22 protein-coding genes are annotated in these 22,311 nt (G+C 38.2%); 5 read left to right on the top strand and 17 right to left on the bottom strand.

What is annotated here, in order from left to right; all coding sequences use genetic code 11:
- Nucleotides 1–20: 20 nt before the first annotated feature.
- Together rhaA and rhaB are read right to left on the bottom strand one after the other, a co-directional pair.
- On the bottom strand, nucleotides 21–1,307 hold the full coding sequence (rhaA, locus tag MKZ30_RS01610) for an L-rhamnose isomerase (RefSeq protein ID WP_033601167.1): 1,287 nt from the start codon (nucleotides 1,305–1,307) through the stop codon (nucleotides 21–23).
- Entirely contained in the window at nucleotides 1,304–2,815 is a 1,512-nt protein-coding gene (rhaB, locus tag MKZ30_RS01605; protein ID WP_025186230.1) for a rhamnulokinase, read from the bottom strand. The genes rhaA and rhaB overlap by 4 nt, the downstream gene beginning before the upstream one ends.
- Before the next feature lie 119 nt (nucleotides 2,816–2,934).
- On the opposite strand from rhaB, the gene MKZ30_RS01600 reads away from it, so the two are divergent.
- On the top strand, nucleotides 2,935–3,807 hold the full coding sequence (locus MKZ30_RS01600) for a helix-turn-helix domain-containing protein (protein ID WP_002355307.1): 873 nt from the start codon (nucleotides 2,935–2,937) through the stop codon (nucleotides 3,805–3,807).
- Between the two features lie 147 nt (nucleotides 3,808–3,954).
- Here the strand turns inward: MKZ30_RS01600 and MKZ30_RS01595 are convergent, their stop codons facing one another.
- From MKZ30_RS01595 to MKZ30_RS01550, 10 genes are all read right to left on the bottom strand, one after another.
- Nucleotides 3,955–5,250, bottom strand: coding sequence for a TRAP transporter large permease (locus MKZ30_RS01595; RefSeq protein ID WP_002355306.1), 1,296 nt, complete (start codon nucleotides 5,248–5,250; stop codon nucleotides 3,955–3,957).
- A 35-nt stretch (nucleotides 5,251–5,285) separates the two neighbouring features.
- A complete protein-coding gene (locus MKZ30_RS01590; RefSeq protein WP_033601166.1) occupies nucleotides 5,286–5,762 on the bottom strand; it encodes a TRAP transporter small permease in 477 nt (158 codons plus the stop codon).
- Between the two features lie 14 nt (nucleotides 5,763–5,776).
- Nucleotides 5,777–6,784 (bottom strand): TRAP transporter substrate-binding protein, encoded by a 1,008-nt coding sequence (locus MKZ30_RS01585; RefSeq protein ID WP_033601165.1) that lies wholly within the window; start codon nucleotides 6,782–6,784, stop codon nucleotides 5,777–5,779.
- A 20-nt stretch (nucleotides 6,785–6,804) separates the two neighbouring features.
- Complete coding sequence (gene bglB, locus MKZ30_RS01580; protein ID WP_033601164.1) at nucleotides 6,805–7,911, bottom strand: beta-galactosidase BglB; 1,107 nt, start codon at nucleotides 7,909–7,911, stop codon at nucleotides 6,805–6,807.
- Between the two features lie 228 nt (nucleotides 7,912–8,139).
- A complete protein-coding gene (locus MKZ30_RS01575; protein ID WP_033601163.1) occupies nucleotides 8,140–8,928 on the bottom strand; it encodes a gluconate 5-dehydrogenase in 789 nt (262 codons plus the stop codon).
- Nucleotides 8,929–8,949: 21 nt separating this feature from the next.
- Nucleotides 8,950–9,789: a 5-dehydro-4-deoxy-D-glucuronate isomerase gene (gene kduI / locus MKZ30_RS01570; protein ID WP_002355301.1), complete on the bottom strand. Its 840-nt coding sequence runs from the start codon at nucleotides 9,787–9,789 to the stop codon at nucleotides 8,950–8,952.
- A 12-nt stretch (nucleotides 9,790–9,801) separates the two neighbouring features.
- On the bottom strand, nucleotides 9,802–10,809 hold the full coding sequence (locus MKZ30_RS01565) for a sugar kinase (RefSeq protein ID WP_002419219.1): 1,008 nt from the start codon (nucleotides 10,807–10,809) through the stop codon (nucleotides 9,802–9,804).
- Between the two features lie 4 nt (nucleotides 10,810–10,813).
- A complete protein-coding gene (locus MKZ30_RS01560; RefSeq protein WP_002367887.1) occupies nucleotides 10,814–11,461 on the bottom strand; it encodes a bifunctional 4-hydroxy-2-oxoglutarate aldolase/2-dehydro-3-deoxy-phosphogluconate aldolase in 648 nt (215 codons plus the stop codon).
- Nucleotides 11,462–11,621: 160 nt separating this feature from the next.
- A complete protein-coding gene (locus MKZ30_RS01555) occupies nucleotides 11,622–12,374 on the bottom strand; it encodes an IclR family transcriptional regulator (protein WP_033601161.1) in 753 nt (250 codons plus the stop codon).
- Nucleotides 12,375–12,504: 130 nt separating this feature from the next.
- Nucleotides 12,505–12,972 carry a MerR family transcriptional regulator gene (locus MKZ30_RS01550; RefSeq protein WP_002383688.1) on the bottom strand — a complete coding sequence of 156 codons (468 nt, stop codon included), beginning with the start codon at nucleotides 12,970–12,972 and terminating at the stop codon, nucleotides 12,505–12,507.
- Between the two features lie 100 nt (nucleotides 12,973–13,072).
- On the opposite strand from MKZ30_RS01550, the gene MKZ30_RS01545 reads away from it, so the two are divergent.
- Both MKZ30_RS01545 and MKZ30_RS01540 read left to right on the top strand, forming a co-directional pair.
- On the top strand, nucleotides 13,073–14,590 hold the full coding sequence (locus MKZ30_RS01545; protein WP_002389910.1) for an MDR family MFS transporter: 1,518 nt from the start codon (nucleotides 13,073–13,075) through the stop codon (nucleotides 14,588–14,590).
- Nucleotides 14,590–15,294 (top strand): DUF4811 domain-containing protein, encoded by a 705-nt coding sequence (locus MKZ30_RS01540; RefSeq protein WP_033601160.1) that lies wholly within the window; start codon nucleotides 14,590–14,592, stop codon nucleotides 15,292–15,294. The genes MKZ30_RS01545 and MKZ30_RS01540 overlap by 1 nt, the downstream gene beginning before the upstream one ends.
- 54 nt (nucleotides 15,295–15,348) lie before the next feature.
- Here MKZ30_RS01540 and MKZ30_RS01535 read toward each other — a convergent pair whose 3' ends face one another.
- The 3 genes from MKZ30_RS01535 to MKZ30_RS01525 are packed head-to-tail and all read right to left on the bottom strand — an operon-like array spanning nucleotide 15,349 to nucleotide 18,473.
- Nucleotides 15,349–16,578 carry an ABC transporter permease gene (locus MKZ30_RS01535; protein WP_033601159.1) on the bottom strand — a complete coding sequence of 410 codons (1,230 nt, stop codon included), beginning with the start codon at nucleotides 16,576–16,578 and terminating at the stop codon, nucleotides 15,349–15,351.
- Nucleotides 16,575–17,285, bottom strand: coding sequence for an ABC transporter ATP-binding protein (locus MKZ30_RS01530; protein ID WP_002383683.1), 711 nt, complete (start codon nucleotides 17,283–17,285; stop codon nucleotides 16,575–16,577). The genes MKZ30_RS01535 and MKZ30_RS01530 overlap by 4 nt, the downstream gene beginning before the upstream one ends.
- 9 nt (nucleotides 17,286–17,294) lie before the next feature.
- Nucleotides 17,295–18,473 (bottom strand): efflux RND transporter periplasmic adaptor subunit, encoded by a 1,179-nt coding sequence (locus MKZ30_RS01525; RefSeq protein ID WP_002355284.1) that lies wholly within the window; start codon nucleotides 18,471–18,473, stop codon nucleotides 17,295–17,297.
- 320 nt (nucleotides 18,474–18,793) lie between these two features.
- Between MKZ30_RS01525 and MKZ30_RS01520 the strand changes: the two genes are divergently transcribed.
- Together MKZ30_RS01520 and MKZ30_RS01515 are read left to right on the top strand one after the other, a co-directional pair.
- A complete protein-coding gene (locus MKZ30_RS01520; RefSeq protein ID WP_002383681.1) occupies nucleotides 18,794–19,432 on the top strand; it encodes an NAD(P)H-binding protein in 639 nt (212 codons plus the stop codon).
- A gap of 78 nt (nucleotides 19,433–19,510) precedes the next feature.
- Nucleotides 19,511–20,626: an NAD(P)/FAD-dependent oxidoreductase gene (locus MKZ30_RS01515; protein WP_033601158.1), complete on the top strand. Its 1,116-nt coding sequence runs from the start codon at nucleotides 19,511–19,513 to the stop codon at nucleotides 20,624–20,626.
- A gap of 68 nt (nucleotides 20,627–20,694) precedes the next feature.
- Here the strand turns inward: MKZ30_RS01515 and MKZ30_RS01510 are convergent, their stop codons facing one another.
- Both MKZ30_RS01510 and MKZ30_RS01505 read right to left on the bottom strand, forming a co-directional pair.
- Nucleotides 20,695–21,849, bottom strand: coding sequence for a mannitol-1-phosphate 5-dehydrogenase (locus MKZ30_RS01510; RefSeq protein WP_002355280.1), 1,155 nt, complete (start codon nucleotides 21,847–21,849; stop codon nucleotides 20,695–20,697).
- 14 nt (nucleotides 21,850–21,863) lie between these two features.
- Nucleotides 21,864–22,301, bottom strand: a complete 438-nt coding sequence (locus MKZ30_RS01505; protein WP_002355279.1) for a PTS mannitol transporter subunit IIA — start codon at nucleotides 22,299–22,301, stop codon at nucleotides 21,864–21,866.
- Nucleotides 22,302–22,311: the final 10 nt, after the last annotated feature.

The raw sequence follows: 22,311 nt of genomic DNA, 5'->3' as shown, positions 1-22,311 counted from the left end.
GTTCCTCTCGTTTGTTAATTTTATGAAAAACGACAACTATCTTTACCTGTTGGCAATTGACGAGTTGGTAAAATCACTTTTTCGTATTCTTGAACATCCGTTAACCAATCTAAGCCGATAGGTACGTGATTTTCTTGACAGTAGTAGTTCCAGATATCGGCAAATGGAAAGTCTTTTAACTCTTCCGTTAAGGCTAAACGTGTGGTAAAATCTCCTATCAATTCAGCTTTTTTTAAGACGTTTGTTGGCTCAAGCATCGCTTTCATTAACGCTTTTTGTGTATTGCGGGTGCCAATCACCCAAGCGGCAACACGATTGATTGTGGCATCAAAGAAATCTAAGCCCACGTGTGTTTTTCCTAATAAATCATTGCGAACTAATTCCTTGGCAATTTCTTGCAATTCATCATCCATAATGACAACGTGGTCACTATCCCAGCGAACTGGACGACTGACATGTAATAGCATTCCTTCGCCAAATAAGGATAATGAAGATAACTTATTAGAAATCACTTCTGTTGGATGAAAATGACCAGCATCTAAACAAATTAATTTATTCCGCGTTAAACCGTAGCCCATATAAAATTCATGAGACCCAACTGTATAGGCTTCTGAACCAATCCCAAAGAGCTTGCTTTCCACCGCATCGACTGTATAAGCTGGATCAATTTCCTCTGAAAAAATTTCATCTAGCGAAGCCATTAACCGCTTTCTCGGCGTTAAACGATCAACTGGGTTATCTTTAAAGCCATCTGGCACCCAAAAGTTATTGACAGCTACTTGTCCTAATTCTCTTCCAAAATATTCAGCAATTCTTCGTGAACGTTTCCCATGCTCAATCCAAAAGTCTCGAACTTGCGGATTCGGATGAGCTAAAGTAAAGCCATCGCGGTACATTGGATGCGAGAAAAAGGTTGGATTAAAGTCCAATCCTAAGCCATTTTCTTTTGCCCACGTTACCCATGGTTCAAAATGCTTTGGTTCCAGTTCGTTTAAATCCACCCTTTCCTCTGTGTCTAAATAAATAGCATGCAAATTCAATTTGTGTTTTCCTGGAATTAAAGAAAACGCTTTTTCTAAATCTTGACGTAGTTGCTGGGGACTTCGAGCAACGCCTGGATAATTCCCTGTAACTGAAATGCCACCAGAAAGTTCATCCTCACTTAAGAAGCCTCTCACATCATCTCCTTGCCACACATGCATTGAAATTTTGACATCAGCCATTTTTTCCAATACAGCTTCGGTATCTACGCCAATACTGGCATATTTTTCTTTCGCTTCTTCATATTTTTGTGTAATGGTTGTCATAATGAGCTCCTTTTCATAAATGCTTGATAGCGATTTTTTATTGTTGAATCAATTGGATTTGCTTGATAGATTTCCGTGGGAAAAGATGTTTGGATACAAGTACGAGCTGCTGGAATATCTTTAAGTTCACCTGTTGCAATCATCTGCATCAAAAGATTACCTAAAGCAGTTGCTTCTCCAGGTCCCGCTTTCACTGTAACATTAGCAACATCAGCAGTTAGCTGGTTCAATAAACGATTATTGGAACCACCACCGACAACATGTAAAGTTGTAATTTTCCGCTCGATTCCTATTAATTGAGCTAATTTTTCTAGTTCTACGCTGTAACACAATGCTAAATTATCATAAATACAGCGAGCGAGTTCACCAGGGCTTTCAGGAACTGTTTGTTGTGTTTCACGGCAATAAGCTTGTAATTCAGTAATCATATTTCCTGGATTTAAAAAACGAGGATCATTTACATCAATAAATTGTTGAAATGCTGGTTCTTTTTCAGCTAAGGCGGCCAATTCAGCATAGCTATATTGGTAGTTTTGGTGCCGTGCCACTTCTTGAATTAGCCACATACCCATAATATTTTTTAAGAAACGAATTGTGTTCTGGGCGCCCCATTCATTCGTGTAATTTTCTTGGAAAGCTTCAGCAGAAATTGTTGTAACAGTAGTTTCAATGCCTAATAAAGACCAAGTACCACTGCTAATGTACGCCCAGTCATCGCCAATGCCTGGCGTACCTAAAATTGCTGAAGCTGTATCATGACTAGCTATCGTAATCAACGTTGCATTTGGTAAATCATAGTCTGGAAAAGCCGCTGTTTGCAGGTCGCCTAAAATCGTGCCCGGCTCTACTAATGTTGGAAATAGTGTTTCATCAATTCCTAGGAAATCCAGTAATTCACTTTCCCATTGTTTCGTTCCAGCATTCAACAGTTGCGTGGTGGAGGCGTTGGTTGCTTCGATGACTGCTTTTCCAGTAAAGACATAACCTAAGTAATCAGGGATTAACAACAATTGACTGGCTGCAGCCAAACGTTCCTTTTCCTCTACAAATAACTGAAAAATGGTATTAAAAGGTTGAACTTGAATCCCCGTTTGTTGGTACAATTTTTCTAATGAATAGCCTTTTGAAAAATTTGTTACAGCTGCTTCTGTCCGTCCATCTCGATAAGCAATCGGTTCGTCCAAAAGTTGTCCAGATTGATCCAGCAGACAATAGTCAACACCCCAAGTATCAATTCCAATAAAGCATTCCTTGATACCTAATTGTTTAACTTTTTGCAGACCAAGCAGTAACTCATGAACTAAACTAGCCATATCCCAACGCTGATACCCATCTTTTTGATGAAAACCATTTTTAAAACGATGAATTTCTTCTATTGTTATCTGACCATTCGCTAAGCGTTGACTTTTCATTATGCGACCGCTAGAAGCGCCAATATCAACCGCTAAATAGGTTCGTTTCTCAACTTGTTCTTTTTTCACTTTGTTGATAGTTGTCAATCCTTTCACTATTTTTATTTTTTGTACGTTAGACTAACTTTATGTATTCATCATAAACAAAAAATAGCGCTTTCACCTCTCACAATTTTGAGATATAATTGTACTATCTTGGTAATTAGGAGGTTCTTATGGATTATTGGGAAAAAGCCGACTACTCTTGGTCAGACGATTCTAAGCGACATATTTTGACACCTAGCAGCAAAAGTCGCACACTTTTTTATTACATACAGGAAATTGGACAGTTTAAAGCCTCGCGCCCTTATTATACGGAGCGGGCACATTTACCATCATACTTAATTAAATTCACGCTAAATGGTACTGGGGAATTACGCTATCGTTATCATACATACAGCTTACAGAGAGGTGATTTATTCTTTATTGACTGTCGGGATTATCAATACTATCAAGCAACCAGCGAAGATCCTTGGGAAATGGACTGGATTCATTTTGAAGGAGGAAATTCTGGTGCTTTTTTCCAAGAATTTATGAAAAATGGTTCACCAGTTTTCTCCACTAATCAGCTTCCAGAAGATAATCCTATTCATTTAATCATTCAGCAATTATTACAATTACAAGATTTACAACATGCGCAAACTGATTACCAATCTTCCGTCTTAATTCATCAATTACTGAACGAATTATTGTTGCAAAAGTATCGTCAAGACTTTACCTACGAAACGATTCCATCATTGGTTTTGGAAATGAAAGCTTACATTGATCAACATTTCAAAGAAACAATTTCTTTAGAAGACTTGGCTCAACTCTTTCATTTAAATAAATATCAATTGAACAAAGAGTTCTCCAAATACATTGGATTACCGCCAATTAAATATCAAATTAGTAAAAAAATTTCTTATTCAAAAGATTTACTACGCTATTCTAATCAAACAGTGAAAGAAATTGCTGTAGATGTTGGTTTAGAAAACTATGCCTACTTTAGTCGATTATTTAAAAAGCGAACTGGATTAACTCCTAGTCAATACCGTAAAAGTGGCTTCTAAAAAATCTCTCTATGACACATAACGTCATAGAGAGATTTTTTATTTCTATGCCTCCTAAACTCAATATTTTATAGTAAATTACCAAATCTAGTTGATTGAACAACTTATGTTTCGCTCAATTGGGGTTGTTAGACAATTTGTATTGAATTAAGAAATTAGATTTGGTAACCACATGACAAGTTCAGGTACATATGTGATTAAAAGTAAAATTGCTAAGATTACCAGATAAAATGGAACTAGTGGTTTCAGCATTTGCTCAGCTTTAACACCCCCAACACTAGCACCAACATATAATCCTGTTCCAACAGGTGGTGTAATTGAACCAACACACAAGTTCATAATCGCAAATAAACCAAAATGAACTGGATCCACTCCAACATTCATAACAATTGGTAAAAAGATTGGCGTAAAAATCAAAATAGCTGGACCAACATCCATAAACATTCCCACAAACAATAGGACAACGTTTACTAATAGTAGAATTAAGTATTTATTGTCTGTGATTCCTAAAATAGCTGTACTGATTGCTTCTGGTATCCCTGTAAAAGCCATCGCAAAAGACATCATTGAAGAAGTTGCCAACAAGAACATAATGGTTCCACTCATCAAGACAGCCTCTTTTAACATTTTAGGTAAATCGTTTATTTTCACTGTTTTGTAGTAAAACATTGAAATCAATAATGAGTATGCGACAGCAATTGCTGATGCTTCAATCGCTGTAAATAACCCCGTCAAAATACCGCCAATAATAATGACAATTAACAATACACTGGGAACCGCTTCTCGCAGAACCTTGCTGACTTCTCCTTTTTTTGCTTTTGCCACAGTAGGATAATTATGACGTTTTGCAATAACATAGGCTACCACCATAATTCCTAACGCCCACAAAGAACCTACCAAATAACCTCCTAAAAATAAAGAAGAAATAGAGGCCCCACCAGCCACCAACGAATACATAATAAACGCTGTACTTGGTGGAATAACCATTCCTGTAGGAGCAGAGGCAATATTTACAGCCGTTGCAAATTTCCGATCATAGCCCTCATTTACTTGTTGCGGAATTAGCACGCCACCAATAGCAGTAGATGCTGCAATTGCAGAGCTAGAAATCGAACCAAATAATGCGTTCCCTAACACATTAGTATGTGCTAGCGCGCCGGGAACACGACCAACAAATAACATAGAAAAATTTACCAACTTTTGGGCAATTCCCCCATTATTCATAATCACACCAGAAAAAATAAAAAACGGAATTGCTACGAGAGAGAAACTATTTAAACTAGAGACCATTTTTTGAGCTGAGGTAAATGCAGCTGCTTCAAAAGGAATTACTAATAACAATGTTGCAATTGAAGATGCCGCAATGCTCATACCAATTGGCATACCAACTACCAATAAGACTGCAAAAACTACAAATAAGATAATGCCTGCTTCTAAAGCCATATTTTTACTCCTATTCTTTTTCTTCTATAAACGCATTAAGAATCTTTTGATTGCGTGAATAACTCTAGCAAATTCATCAAACTATAAATAAACATCAAAACACCTGCCACTGGAACGGCTAAATAGACATAACCCATAGGAATTGCCAAAGATGGTGAAATTTGTCCTAACGTAATTACTACACCATTCCAACCGCCAAATATCATAATCACTCCTGCAAAAAGTAGGAACAACAATTGAACAATAAATTCTAAAAAGCGTTTTTGTTTCCCTTGTAATTTTTCACTTAACAAAGTTACTGCTAAATGTCCCTTTTTTCCAACCACATAAGCAGAAGCTAACATCGCCAGCCAGACCAATGCAAAGCGAACAAATTCTTCTGTTAAGGTACTAGGATTTTTTAACACTGTCCGGGCAAACACTTGGTACAAAACGACCAAAACCATTGTAGCAAGAATGATTGATCCAAGTATTTCTAAAAGTCGATTTAAAAATTTTCTAAAACCTTTCATAATTACCTCCTTAATTAGTCCGCCAACTGGCGAATAGCCTGATACAGTTCGCCATATTCTGAGCTATTTTTGAATGATTCATGCAACGGTTGAACGAGCTTTTGGAATGGCTCACTGTCTACTTGATTGAACACAACGCCATATTCTGCTTGTGCTTTTTTCTTTTCTTCTTCAACCGCTTCTTTAAAGACCGTTTTTTCAAAAGCGGTCGATTCTTTTGCTGCTTCTTCAATCGCTTGTTCTTGTTTCGCTGTCAAACGTTCTTTTGTTCCCTCGTTCATAATCACAATATCTGGCACTCGAGTATGCTCATCATAAGAATAATACTTAGCCACACCACCATGACCAGCTGTATATAAAACGAACTCATTATTCTCTGCACCGTTGATTAGATTAGATTGTAGAGAAGTATATACTTCCGAACTACCCATAGGTACTGGCGAACCCCCTAAAAGTTCTACCATTTTGATGGCGGTTTCACTTTGCATGACCCGAATTTTTTTACCTTTCAAATCATCTGGAGATGTAATAGGCCCTTTGCTCATATAAAAACTTCGTTGACCAGAGTCATAATAAGTTAAACCAACAAATCCTAATTTTTTTGTAGAATCATACACTGGTTGCATTAGTGCTTGATTATCCATTACTTTAAAAAAATGTTTTTCATTATCAAAAATATACGGAATGGCAAATACAGAATAATCTTTAGAAAAACTTTCTAATGCTGATCCACTGACCTTTGCAAAATCAATTGCACCTGTTTGTGTTAATTCAATTAGTTCTGTTTCTCCTCCTAATTGACCATCTGGAAAGTATTCAATTTGAACTTTACCATCTGTTTTTTCCTCTACCAATTCACCGAATTTCTTCATAGAATCGATAACTGGTTGGCTATTACTAGCATACGCATAGCGCAAGACTACCGTATCATTTGCCAAAGCTTCTGTTTTGCCGCAACCACTTAGCAACTGTAATCCTGCCAATACCATAACTGCTGTAAATAAAACCTTTCTTTTTTTCATGAACTTTTCTCCTTACTTTTCTAGCAATAAGAAACAAGCAATTCAGTCAAACATAGGATTGTTAATGATTGACCATAAGGCATCGCTGTCATTCCAATTGTGCGATAAAAATCTAAATTATCACCCATTCCTGTACCAACTGACACATGTTGTACTTCTCCCGTTTCATCAATCTCATTTAGTAAGCCAGCAATTGCTTTGTTTGCCACTTCTTCATATTCAGAAGAAATATATTTTTTATGAATCGCTTTTAAAATCCCATAAGCGAATCCCGCTGTAGCAGAAGATTCTAAATACGAATTTGAATCATTAATTAATGTATGCCATAAACCAGATTCATCTTGGTATTTCGCTAAAGCTGCCACTTGCGCATTGAGGGTACTTAATAAAAATTCCCGTAAACTATCTCCTTTTGGCAACTCTAAGATTTCAATAATTTCTGGAATAGCAATCGTAATCCAGCAGTTCCCTCTTGCCCACAGTGCTTCCGCATAGTTATGATTTCCCTCAAAAGTCCAACCGTGATACCATAGACCACTTTTTTTATCTTGTAAATATTTAATATGGATTAAAAATTGATGCTTTGCTTCTTCCAAATAATCGAGTCGATTCAACAACTTACCAATTTTTGCCAAAGGTAAGACAGTCATCATTAACGTATCATCCCATAATTGATTTTTATTTTCTGGTCCATATGTCGCATGTTGCAAGCCCCCTTCATTCGTTCGGGGCATTTCTTCCATCACCCATTCCGCCCATTGCTCTAAGTAAGGTATATATTTAGAGTCTTTAGTGTCTTCATATAGATAAGCCATTGTTAAAAGCGGAGCCATCGTATTCACATTCTTAGGCGGCGCGCCTTCTTGCATCCGACCTTCAAACCAGTCGTTAACTACTTGTAAAGCTTTTTCACTTTTAGTATTTCGATAATTCTTATATATACCATACAACCCAACGCCTTGCGGCCAGTTCCAAATCGTCCAACTTTTGTCATCAACTTTTAAACCATCAAAATCTAACAGAAATTCACCTGTGTTATCTTTAATCGTTGTTAAATTTCTAATTAATAAGTCAATCGTTGTTTCTACTGTATCTTTTGGTATGAATTGTTCCTGTTTAATAATCATCGGCAATCAAAACTCCTTTTCCATCCCACCAGCGCAAATGAAACGCTTTCATTTTTTGTAATTTTAGTTTAGCAAGGAATGTTAGCAAATTATATAGTTAATCTTGACGAATTACTGTCAAAAATTGACTTTTTTTAAAAATTAGATACGGTTTTTACCAATTCAATCAATGAGTAAATAACAAAAAACGGACATCCTTTTTAGGTATGTCCGCTTTTTGTTACTTATTTATGGTTGTTTTCCAATATAAGCTAAAATCCCACCATCAACATATAAGATATGTCCGTTAACAAAGTCAGAAGCGTTAGATGCTAAGAAAACTGCTGGGCCAGCTAAGTCTGCTGGTGTGCCCCAACGATTAGCAGGTGTTCGTCCCAAGATGAATTCGTTAAATGGATGCCCTGGTTCTCTTAATGGCGCCGTCTGTGGCGTTTCAATGTAGCCAGGTCCAATCCCATTACATTGAATATTATATTGTCCATATTCAGAAGCAATATTTTTCGTTAACATTTTTAGTCCGCCTTTTGCTGCCGCGTACGCACTAACTGTTTCACGACCTAGTTCACTCATCATTGAACAGATATTGATAATTTTGCCATGACCCTTTTCAATCATATCTGGAATAACCGCTTTTGCCATAATAAATGGCGCATTCAAGTCAACATCAATCACTTGACGGAACTCTTCTGCTGACATCTCCACCATTGGAATTCGTTTAATAATTCCCGCATTATTGACTAAAATATCAATAGAGCCGACTTCTTCTTTAATCTGAGCAACCATCGCTTGAACTTGCTCTTCATCAGTGACATCACACACATAACCACGTGCTTCAATCCCTGCAGCCCGATAATTTTCCAAGCCTTGTTCAACTGATTCAGGAGATAAGTTATTAAAAACAATTGTTGCTCCTGCTTCATCTAGGGATTTCGCAATCTCAAAGCCAATCCCATAAACAGCACCTGTAATTAACGCTACTTTTCCATCTAATTGAAAATCATTCATTTTAAATTCCATGTTTTCTCCTCTTTCTTTGGTTTATTTTAATTGATCCATTGCAACCATATCCATGTCTGTGTACGTAATATTTTCTCCGCACATGGCCCAAATAAAGGAATAATTACTTGTACCAACCCCAGAATGAATTGACCAGCTTGGTGAAATGGCTGCTTGTTCATTACTCATTACTAAATGTTTCGTTTCATCTGGTTTACCCATCATGTGGAAAATCCGCGTATCTTCTTCCATATCAAAATAAACATACGCTTCCATACGACGTTCATGTGTATGACAAGGCATTGTATTCCAAGCGCTACCTGGTTCTAAAATGGTGTAGCCCATTTGTAACTGGCAACTTTCACAAACGTTCGGATGAATGTATTGGTAAATTTTACGTTGGTTCAATGTTAATGGATCACCCGTTTCCATTGGGGTAATTTCATCAATACTAATTTTTACGTTGGGATATTTATGATGTGCTGGCACACAACTAATGTAAAATTTCGCTGGATTATCAGGGTTTTCTGAAGAAAAACGAACATGTTTTGTTTCTTTCCCAATATAATAGCCATCTTGTTTTTTCATTGTTTCTTTGGCGCCATCAATTTCAATAAAGCCTGGTCCCCCAATATTAATAACCCCTAGTTCACGGCGTTCTAAGAAATAGTCAACCCCTAATTCTTTGTCCAAAATAATTTCTAATTCTTCTGTGGTCGGTGTCACACCACCAAAAATCATCCGATCATTATGTGTGTAGGTTAAGCTGATTGCACCTGGAATAAAAACTTTCTCTACTAAAAATTCATCTCTCAATTGTTCTGTTGAATAGTGACGGATATCCGCCGGACTATGTGTATAACGTGTTTCCATATTTTGCATAACTAAAATCTCCTATCTATTTATTTTTCCTGAGCCCGTTGCCAAAAAAGCAAGGACTTCTTTTTGACTAAATTGATTACAATCACCATGGACAGTATGTTTTAACGCACTAGCCGCTGTCGCAAAATCAATGCAGGTTTGTGGATCATAGGCAGCTAATAAACCATGTAAAACCCCACCAGCAAACGCATCACCGGCACCGACACGGTCAACAATCGGTTGTAATCGATGACATTTGGACGTATAATACGCACCTTTGTACCATAGCGTTCCGATTAATTCATTATCTGTCGCTGAGTGTACTTGACGTTTGGTTGAATAAAATACTTGAATGTTGGGATAACGTTCTTGCATTTTTCGGTAGTACCACGTTAATGCGTCTTCAAGTTCTTCCTCTGGTTCTGGAATCTCCAGTAAATAACGAGCATCTAATACCCCAGCTGAACAAATATCAACAAATGGAAGAATGGCCTTCAATGCCACGCTCGCTTCTTTCTGGGACCAAAGTTTCCCTCGATAATTAATGTCAAAACTTACTTGGCACCCTGCTTGCTTCGCTGCTTTAACTAGCGCAACCGTCATACTTTGCCAATTTTTTGATAACGCCGCTGTAATCCCTGAAATATGAAAGATCTCTACTCCTGAAAACAGCTCATGTAAGTCCCATTCCATTTCTTCGATTTGAGCAAAGCTTGAATAGGCGCGATCATAGACAACACTGGCTGCTCGTTCTCCTGTACCAGTTTCCAAGTAATATGTTCCTAGGCGTGTTCCGCCAGTTCGTACAAATTCCGTTGAAACCCCATAACGACTTAAATGCTTTTTGGCGGCTTCTCCTAATGAATTATCGGGCACTTTACTAGCAAAAGTCACTTGGTGGCCATAGTTCGCTAACGAAATCGCTACATTCGCTTCCCCACCGCCGTAATGTACAGCAAAATTTTCTGTTTGTGCTACGCGTATTCCGACAGGCGTGGACAAACGCAACATGATTTCTCCCAATGTTACGACTTTCCCCATGTGCCTACACCCCTTTGATTGCTTGGAATTTTTCCATATAGGCTTGGGCAACCTCACGAACTTTTTCAAAATCCCCAGTTGCTGCTGGCGCTAACAGATTGCCACCAACACCGACAGCCGTCACACCTGCAGCAAACCACTCGGCCATATTTTCCAAACTGACACCACCCGTTGGCATAATATTTAACTGAGGCAATGGCGCTTTAAATGCCGAAATAACACTCGGTCCATAAACACTTCCCGGAAATAGTTTAATAATATCTGCTCCGCTTTTCAGTGCTTCTTTCATTTCTGTGATGGTCATACAGCCTGGCAAGTAAGGAACTTGATATAAATTGCAAATTTTAGCGGTTTCTTCATCGAAGCTTGGACTCACAATATATTCAGCCCCTGCTACAATAGCTAAACGAGCAGTCGTAGCATCCAAAACTGTCCCCGCACCAATGACTACGTCAGGATTCTCTTGGTATAACGCAACTAATTCCTGAATCACTTCTGTTGCTTGAGGAACAGTAAAGGTTAACTCAATCCCCCGCATACCGCCTGCTACAATGGCTTGACTAGCTTTTAGCGCTTCCTCTTTTGTCTTTCCGCGAACCACAGCAATCACGCCAGCATTTTCTAATTTTTGTAAAATTGATACTCGCTTCAACAGACTCCCTCATTTCTTATTTAGAAATATATATTTATTATAAAGAAATTCACAACTTCATTATACAGATAAAAAAAGAAAATGCAAACGTTTTTATAAAAATAAAAAAAGAAAGCCAAACAAAAATCTCAATCGACTTTTGTTTGTCTTTCTTTTTCTACTATAATTTCGCTTCAATCGCTGCTTTTGTCGCTAAAAGGGCTTGATTAATCGTCGTTTTATTTTCCTCTGTCAAACGATATTTCGGCATGCTTACACTAAAAGCACCCGCAATTTCGCCATCTTTCATTAAAGATACTCCGCTACAGAAAATATCTTGTTCAATTTCTTCATCATCGTAAGCAATCCCCGTTTGTTGCACTTGTTTTAATTCTTTTTTCAAACGCAAGGGATTGGTAATCGTATTTTCGGTATAGGGAATTAATGTCTGCGTGTCTAAATATTGTTGCACTTGTTCTTCCGAAAATTCTGCTAAAACGGCTTTACCCATGGCCGAATTATACAACGGCCGAGTAATTCCCACTTTCGAGGACATACGAATCGTTTGATTTTTCGGTTCTAATTTATTGATATACAGAATTTCATTATTATTTAAAATCCCTAAATGAATGGTTTCATCGACCGTATTTTGAAGGTTTTCTAAATAAGGTACCGCAATTTCAGCTAAATCGATTTGCTCCACACTTTGATTCGCATAGCGAATCAATTTTGTTCCTAAGCGGTACGTTTTGTTCGTGTCTTTTTGAACATAGCCAATTAATGTTAAGGTTTCTAAAATTTTGATTGCCGTTGATGCCGTCATTTCGGTATTCTTTGCAATTTCCTGTAAGGTTTGATCGGGTTGTAAACTTAGACAGTCCATGATTTTAGCCGCTTTTAACAAGACTGTTCCGTAAGGTTTTGTTTCTTTCATCGAAACCCTCCTTTTCCATATAAGAAATTATATAGAAAAATAAAGAAATTGCAAGAAAAAAAGAACTCGAAGATTCATTCAGTAACGTTTTACTTTCACTTCAGGTCTTTCTCCCAGTCCTATTTCATTCTTATTTTCTTTTCTTTAACTCATCAGAAACATCTGCATCCTTAGGAATTAAAAGATACTCACTGACTTCTGTGGTTTCATTAAATACGACATATAATTTTTGTTCTTCATCGAAATCGCCCAAATCAATCGCTACGTAATTGGGACAAACTTCTGAGATACCATGAAACATTTGACTAAAGATTTTTTTCGTCATCCCCACATTACGATGCTGCTCTTCTGCTTTTTCCACCGCACTTTGTAACGTATATCCTTCATCTAAAAAACGCTTGATCCAATGCACTTTGACGACTGTATGTAACCGATATTTCCGTGGACCGTTTGCGTCTTTCGCAATAGAAGAAATATACCCTTTTTCTTCCCAATAACGAAGTTGACGTGGCGAAACTTCAGCAATTTCACTTAGTTCACTAATTCCTATCAACAAATTTTCTTCATTTAATAAACGCTGAATCATTTTTGACCACATTAGTTTAACTTCCTTTCCCTTATCCTTTCCTTAATTGTAGTTTTTTTTACGCCTTTGTCAAGTAAGTTGACAAAGATTCTAATTAGTTGTAAAGTAGTTAATGCAATTTAATTTGAAACTTACAGAAAAAGGAGCGATATATGTGACTTCACAACAACCTGTGGATATTCACGGAAAACCTTATAACCGGTCGTTACTAGTCGGTGTTTTACTAATCGGAACATTTTGTACGATTTTAAACCAAACACTTTTAACGACGGCCTTACCTACATTAATGAAAGAATTTGATATCTCAGCTTCAAGTGTACAGTGGCTAACCACTGGATTCCTACTTGTGAACGGCATTATGATTCCCATCAGTGCTTGGTTGATTAACAAATTTAGTTCAAAAAAATTATACATAACAGCGATGTCAACGTTCTTAATCGGAACCATCATCTGTTTTGTAGCGCAAGACTTCGGCATGTTATTGACTGGACGTCTTGTTCAAGCCGCAGGGGTCGGCGTATCTATGCCTCTTTTACAAACAATTATGCTTTCAATTTTCCCGCCTGAAAAACGTGGCGCTGCCATGGGCACAACGGGAATTGTTATCGGATTAGCACCCGCTTTAGGTCCAACATTATCTGGTTGGATTATTGATTCTTATACATGGCGTGACCTTTTTGGGATGGTCATTCCAATTGTCGTTTTAGTCCTAATTTTGGCTTCATTCTTAATGAAAAATGTCATCCAATTATCTAATCCAAGTATCGATGTCTTATCGGTCATTCTTTCTACTCTCGGCTTTGGTAGCTTACTTTACGGCTTCTCAAGCGTTGGTGATAAAGGTTGGGGTAGCCCGCAAGTCTATGGATTCTTAATTGTTGGTGCGATTGTTTTATGTCTTTTTACATATCGACAATTGCATTTAGAACAACCTTTCTTAGAACTACGCGTTTTTAAATCAAAAGTCTTTACTGTTGCGGCCATTTTATCTGGCGTAACCAACATGGCAATGATTGGTGCCGAAATGGTTTTACCTTTGTATATCCAAAATATTCGTGGCGAATCTGCCTTCCATTCAGGGTTAATGCTTTTACCAGGAGCGTTAGTCATGGGACTTATGATGCCAGTAACTGGTCGCATTTTTGATAAAATTGGTGCCCGTCGTCTTGCGATTACCGGGATGTTTATTTTAACAGCTGCAACGTTACCGTTTGCTTTCTTAACAAAAGCAACACCTATTATTTATATCATTGTCCTATATGCGATTCGGATGTTTGGTATTTCGATGGTCATGATGCCTGTGACAACTTCTGGCATGAATGCTTTACCAATGAATTTATTAAGTCACGGAACTGCTGTAAACAACACCTTCCGACAAGTAGCCAGCTCAATTGGAACAGCTGTTTTGATTAGTGTTTTAACAAATGTTACCAAAGACGGCTTACCTGCATCAGACTTATTAAAAACAGCCCCACTCGCTTATCGCGATCAAGCAACAAACGCAACATTAAACGGCTATCACGCAGCCTTCTTCGTGGCAACAATCTTTGGCGTTCTCGGCTTGGCGATTACTTTCTTCTTAAATAAAAAAGAAGCGATGCCGGTTAAGGAAGTAGGTGCAATGAAATAATGATTATTTTTCTTTTAATCCTTTGCGTGTTAGGCTTTGCCTACACAAATGTATTTGGCCGAAAAGTCTGGCATAAATTCTGTATGGTTATTTTTGGTTTAGGCTTCTTAGCTTCGTTAAGTCTTATCGTTTTAAACGATAAAGATCATTTTGGTATGACCGAAGTTACTCAGGACAAAACGTTTGAACTAAAAAGCAGTAGCGCAAGCAAAGATGGCCCCAACATGTTATTGTACCAGCCGTTGGGCGATGGTTCCGAAAAAGTTTATTTATATAACACACCAGATAAAAAGAAACTACAAAAAACAGGAACGGAAAACGTCACAAACACAGTTCAAAAAGATGCTCAAAAAGCCACATTAGTCCAAAAAACGACGAAATGGTCCTATCAAGAGTCTTGGGCCAAAACACTATTTGGCCTTGCTGACAACGATAACCAATTTGCAAAACAAGAAAACACCTTCAACGTTGCTAGTGACTGGCTAGTTTTAAGTGCTGATCAAGCCAAAAAATTAGGCGAATATATGGAACAACATGCCGCTGATATCAAAAAAGAAGGTACTGAAACAGTTGGCAAAAAAATGATGGCCGCTATGATGGCGAATCCATCAATGTCCCAAGAAGAACAAGCGAAACTCACCGAACAATATACCAAAGAGTTTCAACAAGAATTGATTCAGAAAATTCTTAGTGACATGAAATAAAAAAGCGAGCTTGATAGGATCATCAAACAAGATGTGACTACCAAGCTCTTCTTTTTAATTATAAATCGCTTTAATCGGATCCATCCTCGAGGCACCAATTGCTGGAATAATCCCGAAAAAGATACCTGTGAAGACAGAAACCAATGTTGAAATGGCAAAGATGGACGGCGTAATAATTGGCGTAATCGAAATATACCCACCGACCACAGTTGCCAATAAGTAGCCGCAGCCGACACCAATCAAACCACCAATCAATGTGATAAACGCTGCTTCCATTAAAAATTGGAATAAAATGACTCGTGGTTTAGCACCAATGGCCCGACGAATCCCGATTTCTCGTTTCCGTTCCGTGACGGACACATACATGATGTTCATGACGCCAATTCCCCCGACTAATAGGGAGATTGCAGTAATTGCCATCAGAAACATCGTCATACCCGTGACCATTTCTTCCATTTGTTGTTGGAGTTGTTGGTCTTGGTCATTTTCTTTAAACGTTCCTTTCACTTCAGGATGATTTTCACTTAAAATGGTGATTGCCTGTCCTAAAATTGCTTCACGGTCCGCTCCCTCACGAACCTTAATATTGATGCCACTAATTGCTTTTGTTTTCGCTAATTTATTGTATGATTCTCGAGAAACAAAACTGCTCATAGCAGTTGCCCAATCATCGTTCATGCCAAAACTATCTAAATCTTTTGGTGCTAAAATACCAATCACCTTGTACATATAACCACCAATTGAAACAGCTTTTCCAATGAGTTGGCTAGGATCATCAAGCCGAATTTGCGCTTCAAAGATATCATGATTTAAGACAATCGCATCTGTATTTGCATCGCTCGGTTGAAAATCACGACCATATAAAATATCATTCTGCCCTTTAGTCGACGTAATGGATAAATTCGCTTGCGCCCCAAAATAATCCATTGGTACAAACAAATTGTCTCCGCCCCCCATCATTGATTCACCATATTGAGGATAAATACTTTCAATTCCTTGAATGTCTTGTAATTTTTTCAAGTCCACTCGGCTAAACGTATAATCTGGCTCTTCGTAGGACATAAAATTGTCACTGCTACCATCCGACATTGTATAATGAATCTTCAAAACATCCGCGTTCACTGCACTGGATGCCTTCACAACTTGGCGCTTCATCCCTTCACCTAGCGCAGAAATCGTTACGACTGATGTAATCCCAATAATAATCCCGACCATCGTTAAAAATACCCGCAACTTATGTGCCTTTAAGCTTAAAAAAGTACTAACAAATAAATTAGCAATCATCTAATCACCTCTTCTTCCAAAAAGCGACCATCTTTCATATGAATCACTCGTGAGGCATATTTTTTCATATCTTCATCATGTGTCACCATGACAATTGTTTTGCCCTGTTCATTCAATTCTTTCAATAATTCCATAATTTCTGTACCCGTTTCACTATCCAATGCCCCAGTCGGTTCATCAGCCATAATCAATAATGGATCATTCACCAAGGAACGAGCAATGGCTACTCTTTGTTGCTGTCCTCCAGAAAGTTCAGTAACTTTTGATTTGGCTTTTGTTTCCAAACCGACAATTTTTAGGTATTTTTCAGCAATCGCTTTTTTCTCAGCGCGGCTTTTTTTCCCTTCATAAACACAGGGCAATTGAACATTTTGACTAACATTTAAAGAATTAATCAAGAAAAATTGTTGAAAAATAAATCCTAGATATTCATTGCGAAAGGCTGATTTTTTATTTTCAGACAATTTTGAAACATCTGTTCCTGAGAAATGATAACTTCCGTCTGTTAAGCGATCCAAGAAACCAATAATGTTCATCAGCGTTGTCTTACCGCTACCGGACTTCCCCATGATTAAAATGAACTCTCCTTGATGGATGGTCAAGTTCAATTCTTTTAAAACATGTAGTTTTTCCTTACCTACTGGATAGAACTTGTTAATGTCCCGCAATTCAATGAGGGGTTGATTTGTATTGTTTGCTTCCACCATCAAGCCCTCCTATTTCGACGCATCTGTCATTGATTCGTTGGTTGCTGATTCATCAGAAGCAATCGCTGCATCTGATTCCACAATATCACCGACTTTTACTGGTTTTTTTGAAGAAATAACCACTCGGTCGGCTGATTCTAAGCCAGATTCAATCGCCATTTTGTCGCCATTTTCTTGCCCGACTTGGACATCACGACGAATGATGGTTCCAAAATCATTCACTAAAACGTAGGCCTGTTCACCCTCTTTTTGAATTGCTTTTTTCGGTAACTCAATCGCCCCTAAATCGCCTAAATCAATGGTTGCTTGCATATGATAGCCATTTTTGACTTTGTCTAAATTGGCCAACGCAATTTTGACGCTATAACTAGACATCGTTGTGCCGCCCTCTGGATTGCCACTCGCGGCATCGCTGTTGCCTTCAGGAGGATTATCATCGATGTAAGAAATTGAGCCATCCACAACCACATTATTGGAAACAGAAGTTAGTTTAGCTTTTTGCCCAACACTAATTTTAGTCAAGTCCTTTTCATTCACTTTCCCAGCTAAATAAAGATCTTCTGAAGTTAACCGTAAAATCGGTGAGTTGGCATCTTTTACTTCTGGAATTGATACGCGACCTTTGAAATTAGCCTTTGTGGAAATATATTGCTTCGCTCCTAAATCCGCTAAGGTTTCATTGGTGAAGGTAATCTCTTCATCTACTGCATCAACTTCTGTTTGATATTGTTCATTTAAATCATCCCCAGACATCGTGCGGTCTTCTTCTTTAGTTTTATTAAATTTATCAATGGCCCGATTCCACTTATTATAGATATTCGCCCGCTTCGTTTCTAATTTGGCTAAGCTATTTTGTTGTGCCTCAATTTCTTTTGTGACCGCCTCATCTTCATAAGTAAATAATTCTGTGCCTGCATCTACGACATCGCCGTTTTTCACCTTAATCTCTGGATCCTTTGTTATTTTTTGATCGCGCGCAAAGGCTTCCATTTGTTCCGGTTGGATGACACCATTAATATAAATTTGCTGCAAGTCAGGAACGTCAAAATAGTCAATTCCCCAGTCATCTTTAGGCGCTTGCTTGACAGCTACTTGTTGTGCATTTTTATTTAACGCATTCACAGTTACGATGCCCCCAACCGCAATTACCGCAACTGCCCCCAATATAATTATCGTTTTCTTCTTCATTTTCTTCGTTTCATCTCCTCATTCTGTCTATTTTCCCCAACAAACTAAATTGCTCGGTCGTTCACTTATACCTATTTAACCATGCTTGAATTCAAGAAACAAGGGCCTTTCTCTAGGCCTTTAGTCTGATTTATTTCATTTTTGTTCATTTTTTTATTTATTTCACGACAATAAACAACCATTGTTGGGTCTTTGTGTTTCAACAATCAAAAAAGGTTATTTTTATGTTATTTATAACTAAACTATGCGCAATCGAGATTTTTTGCTTCTTTTTTTATTTAAGGTACACTAGAAGAAACAATTGAAAGTGAGGGCTTGCCATGAAAGTCATTATTTTTGGCGGTAGCGGTTTTTTAGGTCAACAAATCGCGAAAATTTTAGTTCAACGCCAACATCAAGTCATCAGTGTTTCACGTCATGGAAAGCCTACCACGCTCTCCGCATCTTGGAGCCACCAAGTGCAGTGGGTATGCTCCGATGTTACTCGTGACACGAATTGGCAAGAACAAGTCCAGCGTGCTGACTGGGTCATTGATACAGTAGGTATTTTATTTGAAAATCCACGAAAAAAGAAAACCTATCAACGGCTAATTCTGACGCCCGTGAAAAAAATCAGCTCTTTTTTAGCACAACAAAAAAAGCCAGCTAAGTTTTTATTTATTTCAGCCAATACTGTTCCTTTCCCTTTGAGAAAATATATGGATGCCAAATTGGCAGCGGAGGAACTAATCCACCAAGAAGTCGCCGAAGCGGTGATTTTTTATCCTAGTTTACTTGTAGGTCAAGAACGTACCGGCACCATACTTTTTAGTAAATGTATTTATTTTTTTAAGAAAATCCCCTTTTTAAAGAACTTATTTATTGGCTATGATCCCGTGCCTGTGGCAGAAATGGCACAAGAAATTGTTCACGTTTTAGAAGGCGGCAATTCTATTTATACACACAGAAGGACCCGCTAACAATTTATCTCTCAATCGTCTCTGTCTAGAGGCGGTTTTTTTGTGTTACAATACAACTGTTCGAAGGAGAGAAGAAGCATGAAAAAAATTGCCATTATTGGCGGCGGCATTATCGGAATGACGTTAGCTAATTATTTAGATCCACAAAAATTTGACATTACCGTTTATGATGAAGGGCTCGGCCAAGCGACTAAAGCGAGCGCCGGGATTATTTCCCCTTGGCTATCCAAACGTCGGAATAAGAAATGGTACCAATTAGCGCGAGAGGGCGCTGCCCTATTTCCAAAGCTAGTCAAAGATTTTCAGCTGACGGAGGATATTTATCGTCAATCAGGGACTGTCATTTTGCGCCCGGCAGCCGCTTTGGCAGACTTAGCCCATTTGGCAGAAGAGCGTAAGCAAACTGCACCTGAAATTGGAGAAATCACGATGTTGTCAGCAGTTCAAACAGCGAAGTTCTTACCGCTACTTAAGGAAACTCCCTCACTTTTTATTTCTGGCGGCGGTCGCCTAGATGGACCAGCTTATCTAAACCATCTTCAGAAACGCGCCGAAGCCAAAGGGGTCACTTTTTGCTCACAACGGGCGCACTTTCGACAACTGAATCAAGGGTGGGAAATTGTCACAAATTCAGAAAAAAAGAGCGTTGATTTTCTCGCTTTAACACCTGGTCCTCATTTAAAGGAATTACTCGCTACTTTAAATTTATCTGTGGACATTCGTCCCCAAAAAGGACAATTATTAGTTTTCGAGACCCCTTTTACAAACAGTCAGCAATGGCCTGTTGCTATGTTAGATGGCGAAGCCGATTTAATTCCTTTTAATCAAGGGAAAATTTTATTAGGTGCCACCCACGAAAATGATCAAGCCTGGGATTTAGAAGAGACTGTTAGCGCTTTTCAACAACTAACTTCTGGGACTGCGCCATTTCTAAAAGAAGCAGAGCAGCTTTTTAAGCAACCCATGCATTACCGCGTCGGTACACGTGCTTATACATCCGATTTCGCTCCGTTTTTTGGCCCTTTGCCAGAAATGCCCCACCTTGTGGTTGCTAGCGGACTTGGTTCATCAGGACTCACTACTGGCCCATTCATTGGTTACCAATTAGCTGAATACTTCAATACAGGTGCCTTCAAAGGAGAGCTTTATCAAAAACCACTTAGTCAATATGTAAAAAACAACCCCTCACTTTAATCAGTGAGCGGTTGTTTTTTTCCCTTTAATTAAGAAATGTGAAGTATCTTGGTAGAAGGATTTTGTTATTATGCTACTTGTGGTCGCGCATAGCGTTCTACGTTTTGTTTAATATTTTTAACCGTTTCTGGATCTTCAATGCCCGTTACTTCAGCGATCACTGTATCAACACTTTCTTGGTCAAGCATTTCCTGTAATTGACGGCTTTGTTCATCTTCTGGATCATGATAATTAAAGACAATACCAATCATTGCTAATAAATGCGGCGACACTAGATTGCGTTCCTGTAATTCACGGATTGGTCGAATAAACCGTTCTTGCGCACCTAATTTTCTGATTGGTGTCCGTGCTACACGTGTAATAGCATCTGAAATATATTTATTTTGGAAACGTTGAATAATTTTTTCAATATAGGCTGCATGTTCTTGTTCATCAAAATTCCATTTGGCCACTAAAAGTTTACCGGTTTCCTGCAAAACTGATTTGAGTTGTGCTACCACTAAGGCGTCCTGCATCGCTTCGTCAATGGTTTGATAGCCTAACAACGCCCCTGTATAGGCAACTGTAGCATGGCCAGTGTTTACACTAAATAATTTTCGTTCAATATACGGCTCTAAATCAGCAACGTAATGAACGCCTTCTAACTGAATCTCTTTGGCTTTTCGGTTGGTATCATCAATGACCCATTCACAAAAAGGCTCAACTTGAACAAAAAGTGGGTCTTCATGTTTTTGTAATGGAACAATCCGATCAACCGCCGCATCAGGAAAACCAATCCATTGTTCAGCATAAGCTGGATTTTTCAAATATTTGGCCACTTCTTCTGCTAAAAAGGTTGAACCACCAATCATATTTTCACAAGCGATAATATCCAGCGGCTTTTGGCAATTTGCTTCGGCACGTGCATCAATTCCTTGGGCAATTAATTCAGCAATTCTTGGTAAAATATTAGGACCAATCGCCGTCGTGACTAAATCGGCTTCCGCAATTGCTTCTACTACTTTTTCTGGTTCTGTCATGTTATTTAACCCAGTCACATTTTCAACGTTAATTTGTTGATGTGAGGCATCAGCCAATTCAATTGTATAACTTTTACGTTCTTTTAACGCTTGAATGATGGTTTCATTAACATCCACAAACGTAATATGAAACCCGTTTTTAGCTAAAATTTCGCCGATAAAGCCGCGTCCAATATTTCCTGCTCCAAAATGTACTGCGTTCATTCTTATTCTCTCCTTTAAGCAATGGCTAAATTTTCTGTTATTTCTTCTTTACTTAATGCATCGGCAAGTTGCACCACGTTATCCATATCACTACAATAAAGTGCAATTTGTTGGACTAATTGCAAATGTTCTTCACCGACTCCGGCAATCCCAAATAATACGGTAGCAATTTTTTCATCTTCTTCGGTGCCAAAATTAACGCCCTCTGGGACTTGCACTACACAGATTCCTGATTTTTTCACTAATTTTTTGGCTTCTTCTGTTCCATGAGGAATGGCAATAAAATTCCCCATATAAACAGATAGCAATTGGTCTCTTTCAATCATTGCTTCGATATAAGCGGGCTCAACACAGCCTGCCTCGACTAGTTTTTCGCCGCAAAAGCGAATAGCTTCTTCTTTTGTATTAAACTGTTGATTTAATTCAATTGAAATATTCGTAAGATTTTCCATTGTTTTCTTC

Source organism: Enterococcus sp. LX10 (assembly GCF_023539285.1).
Taxonomy (GTDB): Bacteria; Bacillota; Bacilli; order Lactobacillales; family Enterococcaceae; genus Enterococcus; species Enterococcus faecalis.
The sequence above is the reverse complement of the archived record's forward strand: the minus strand, read 5'-3'. Positions and strand labels throughout refer to the sequence as shown.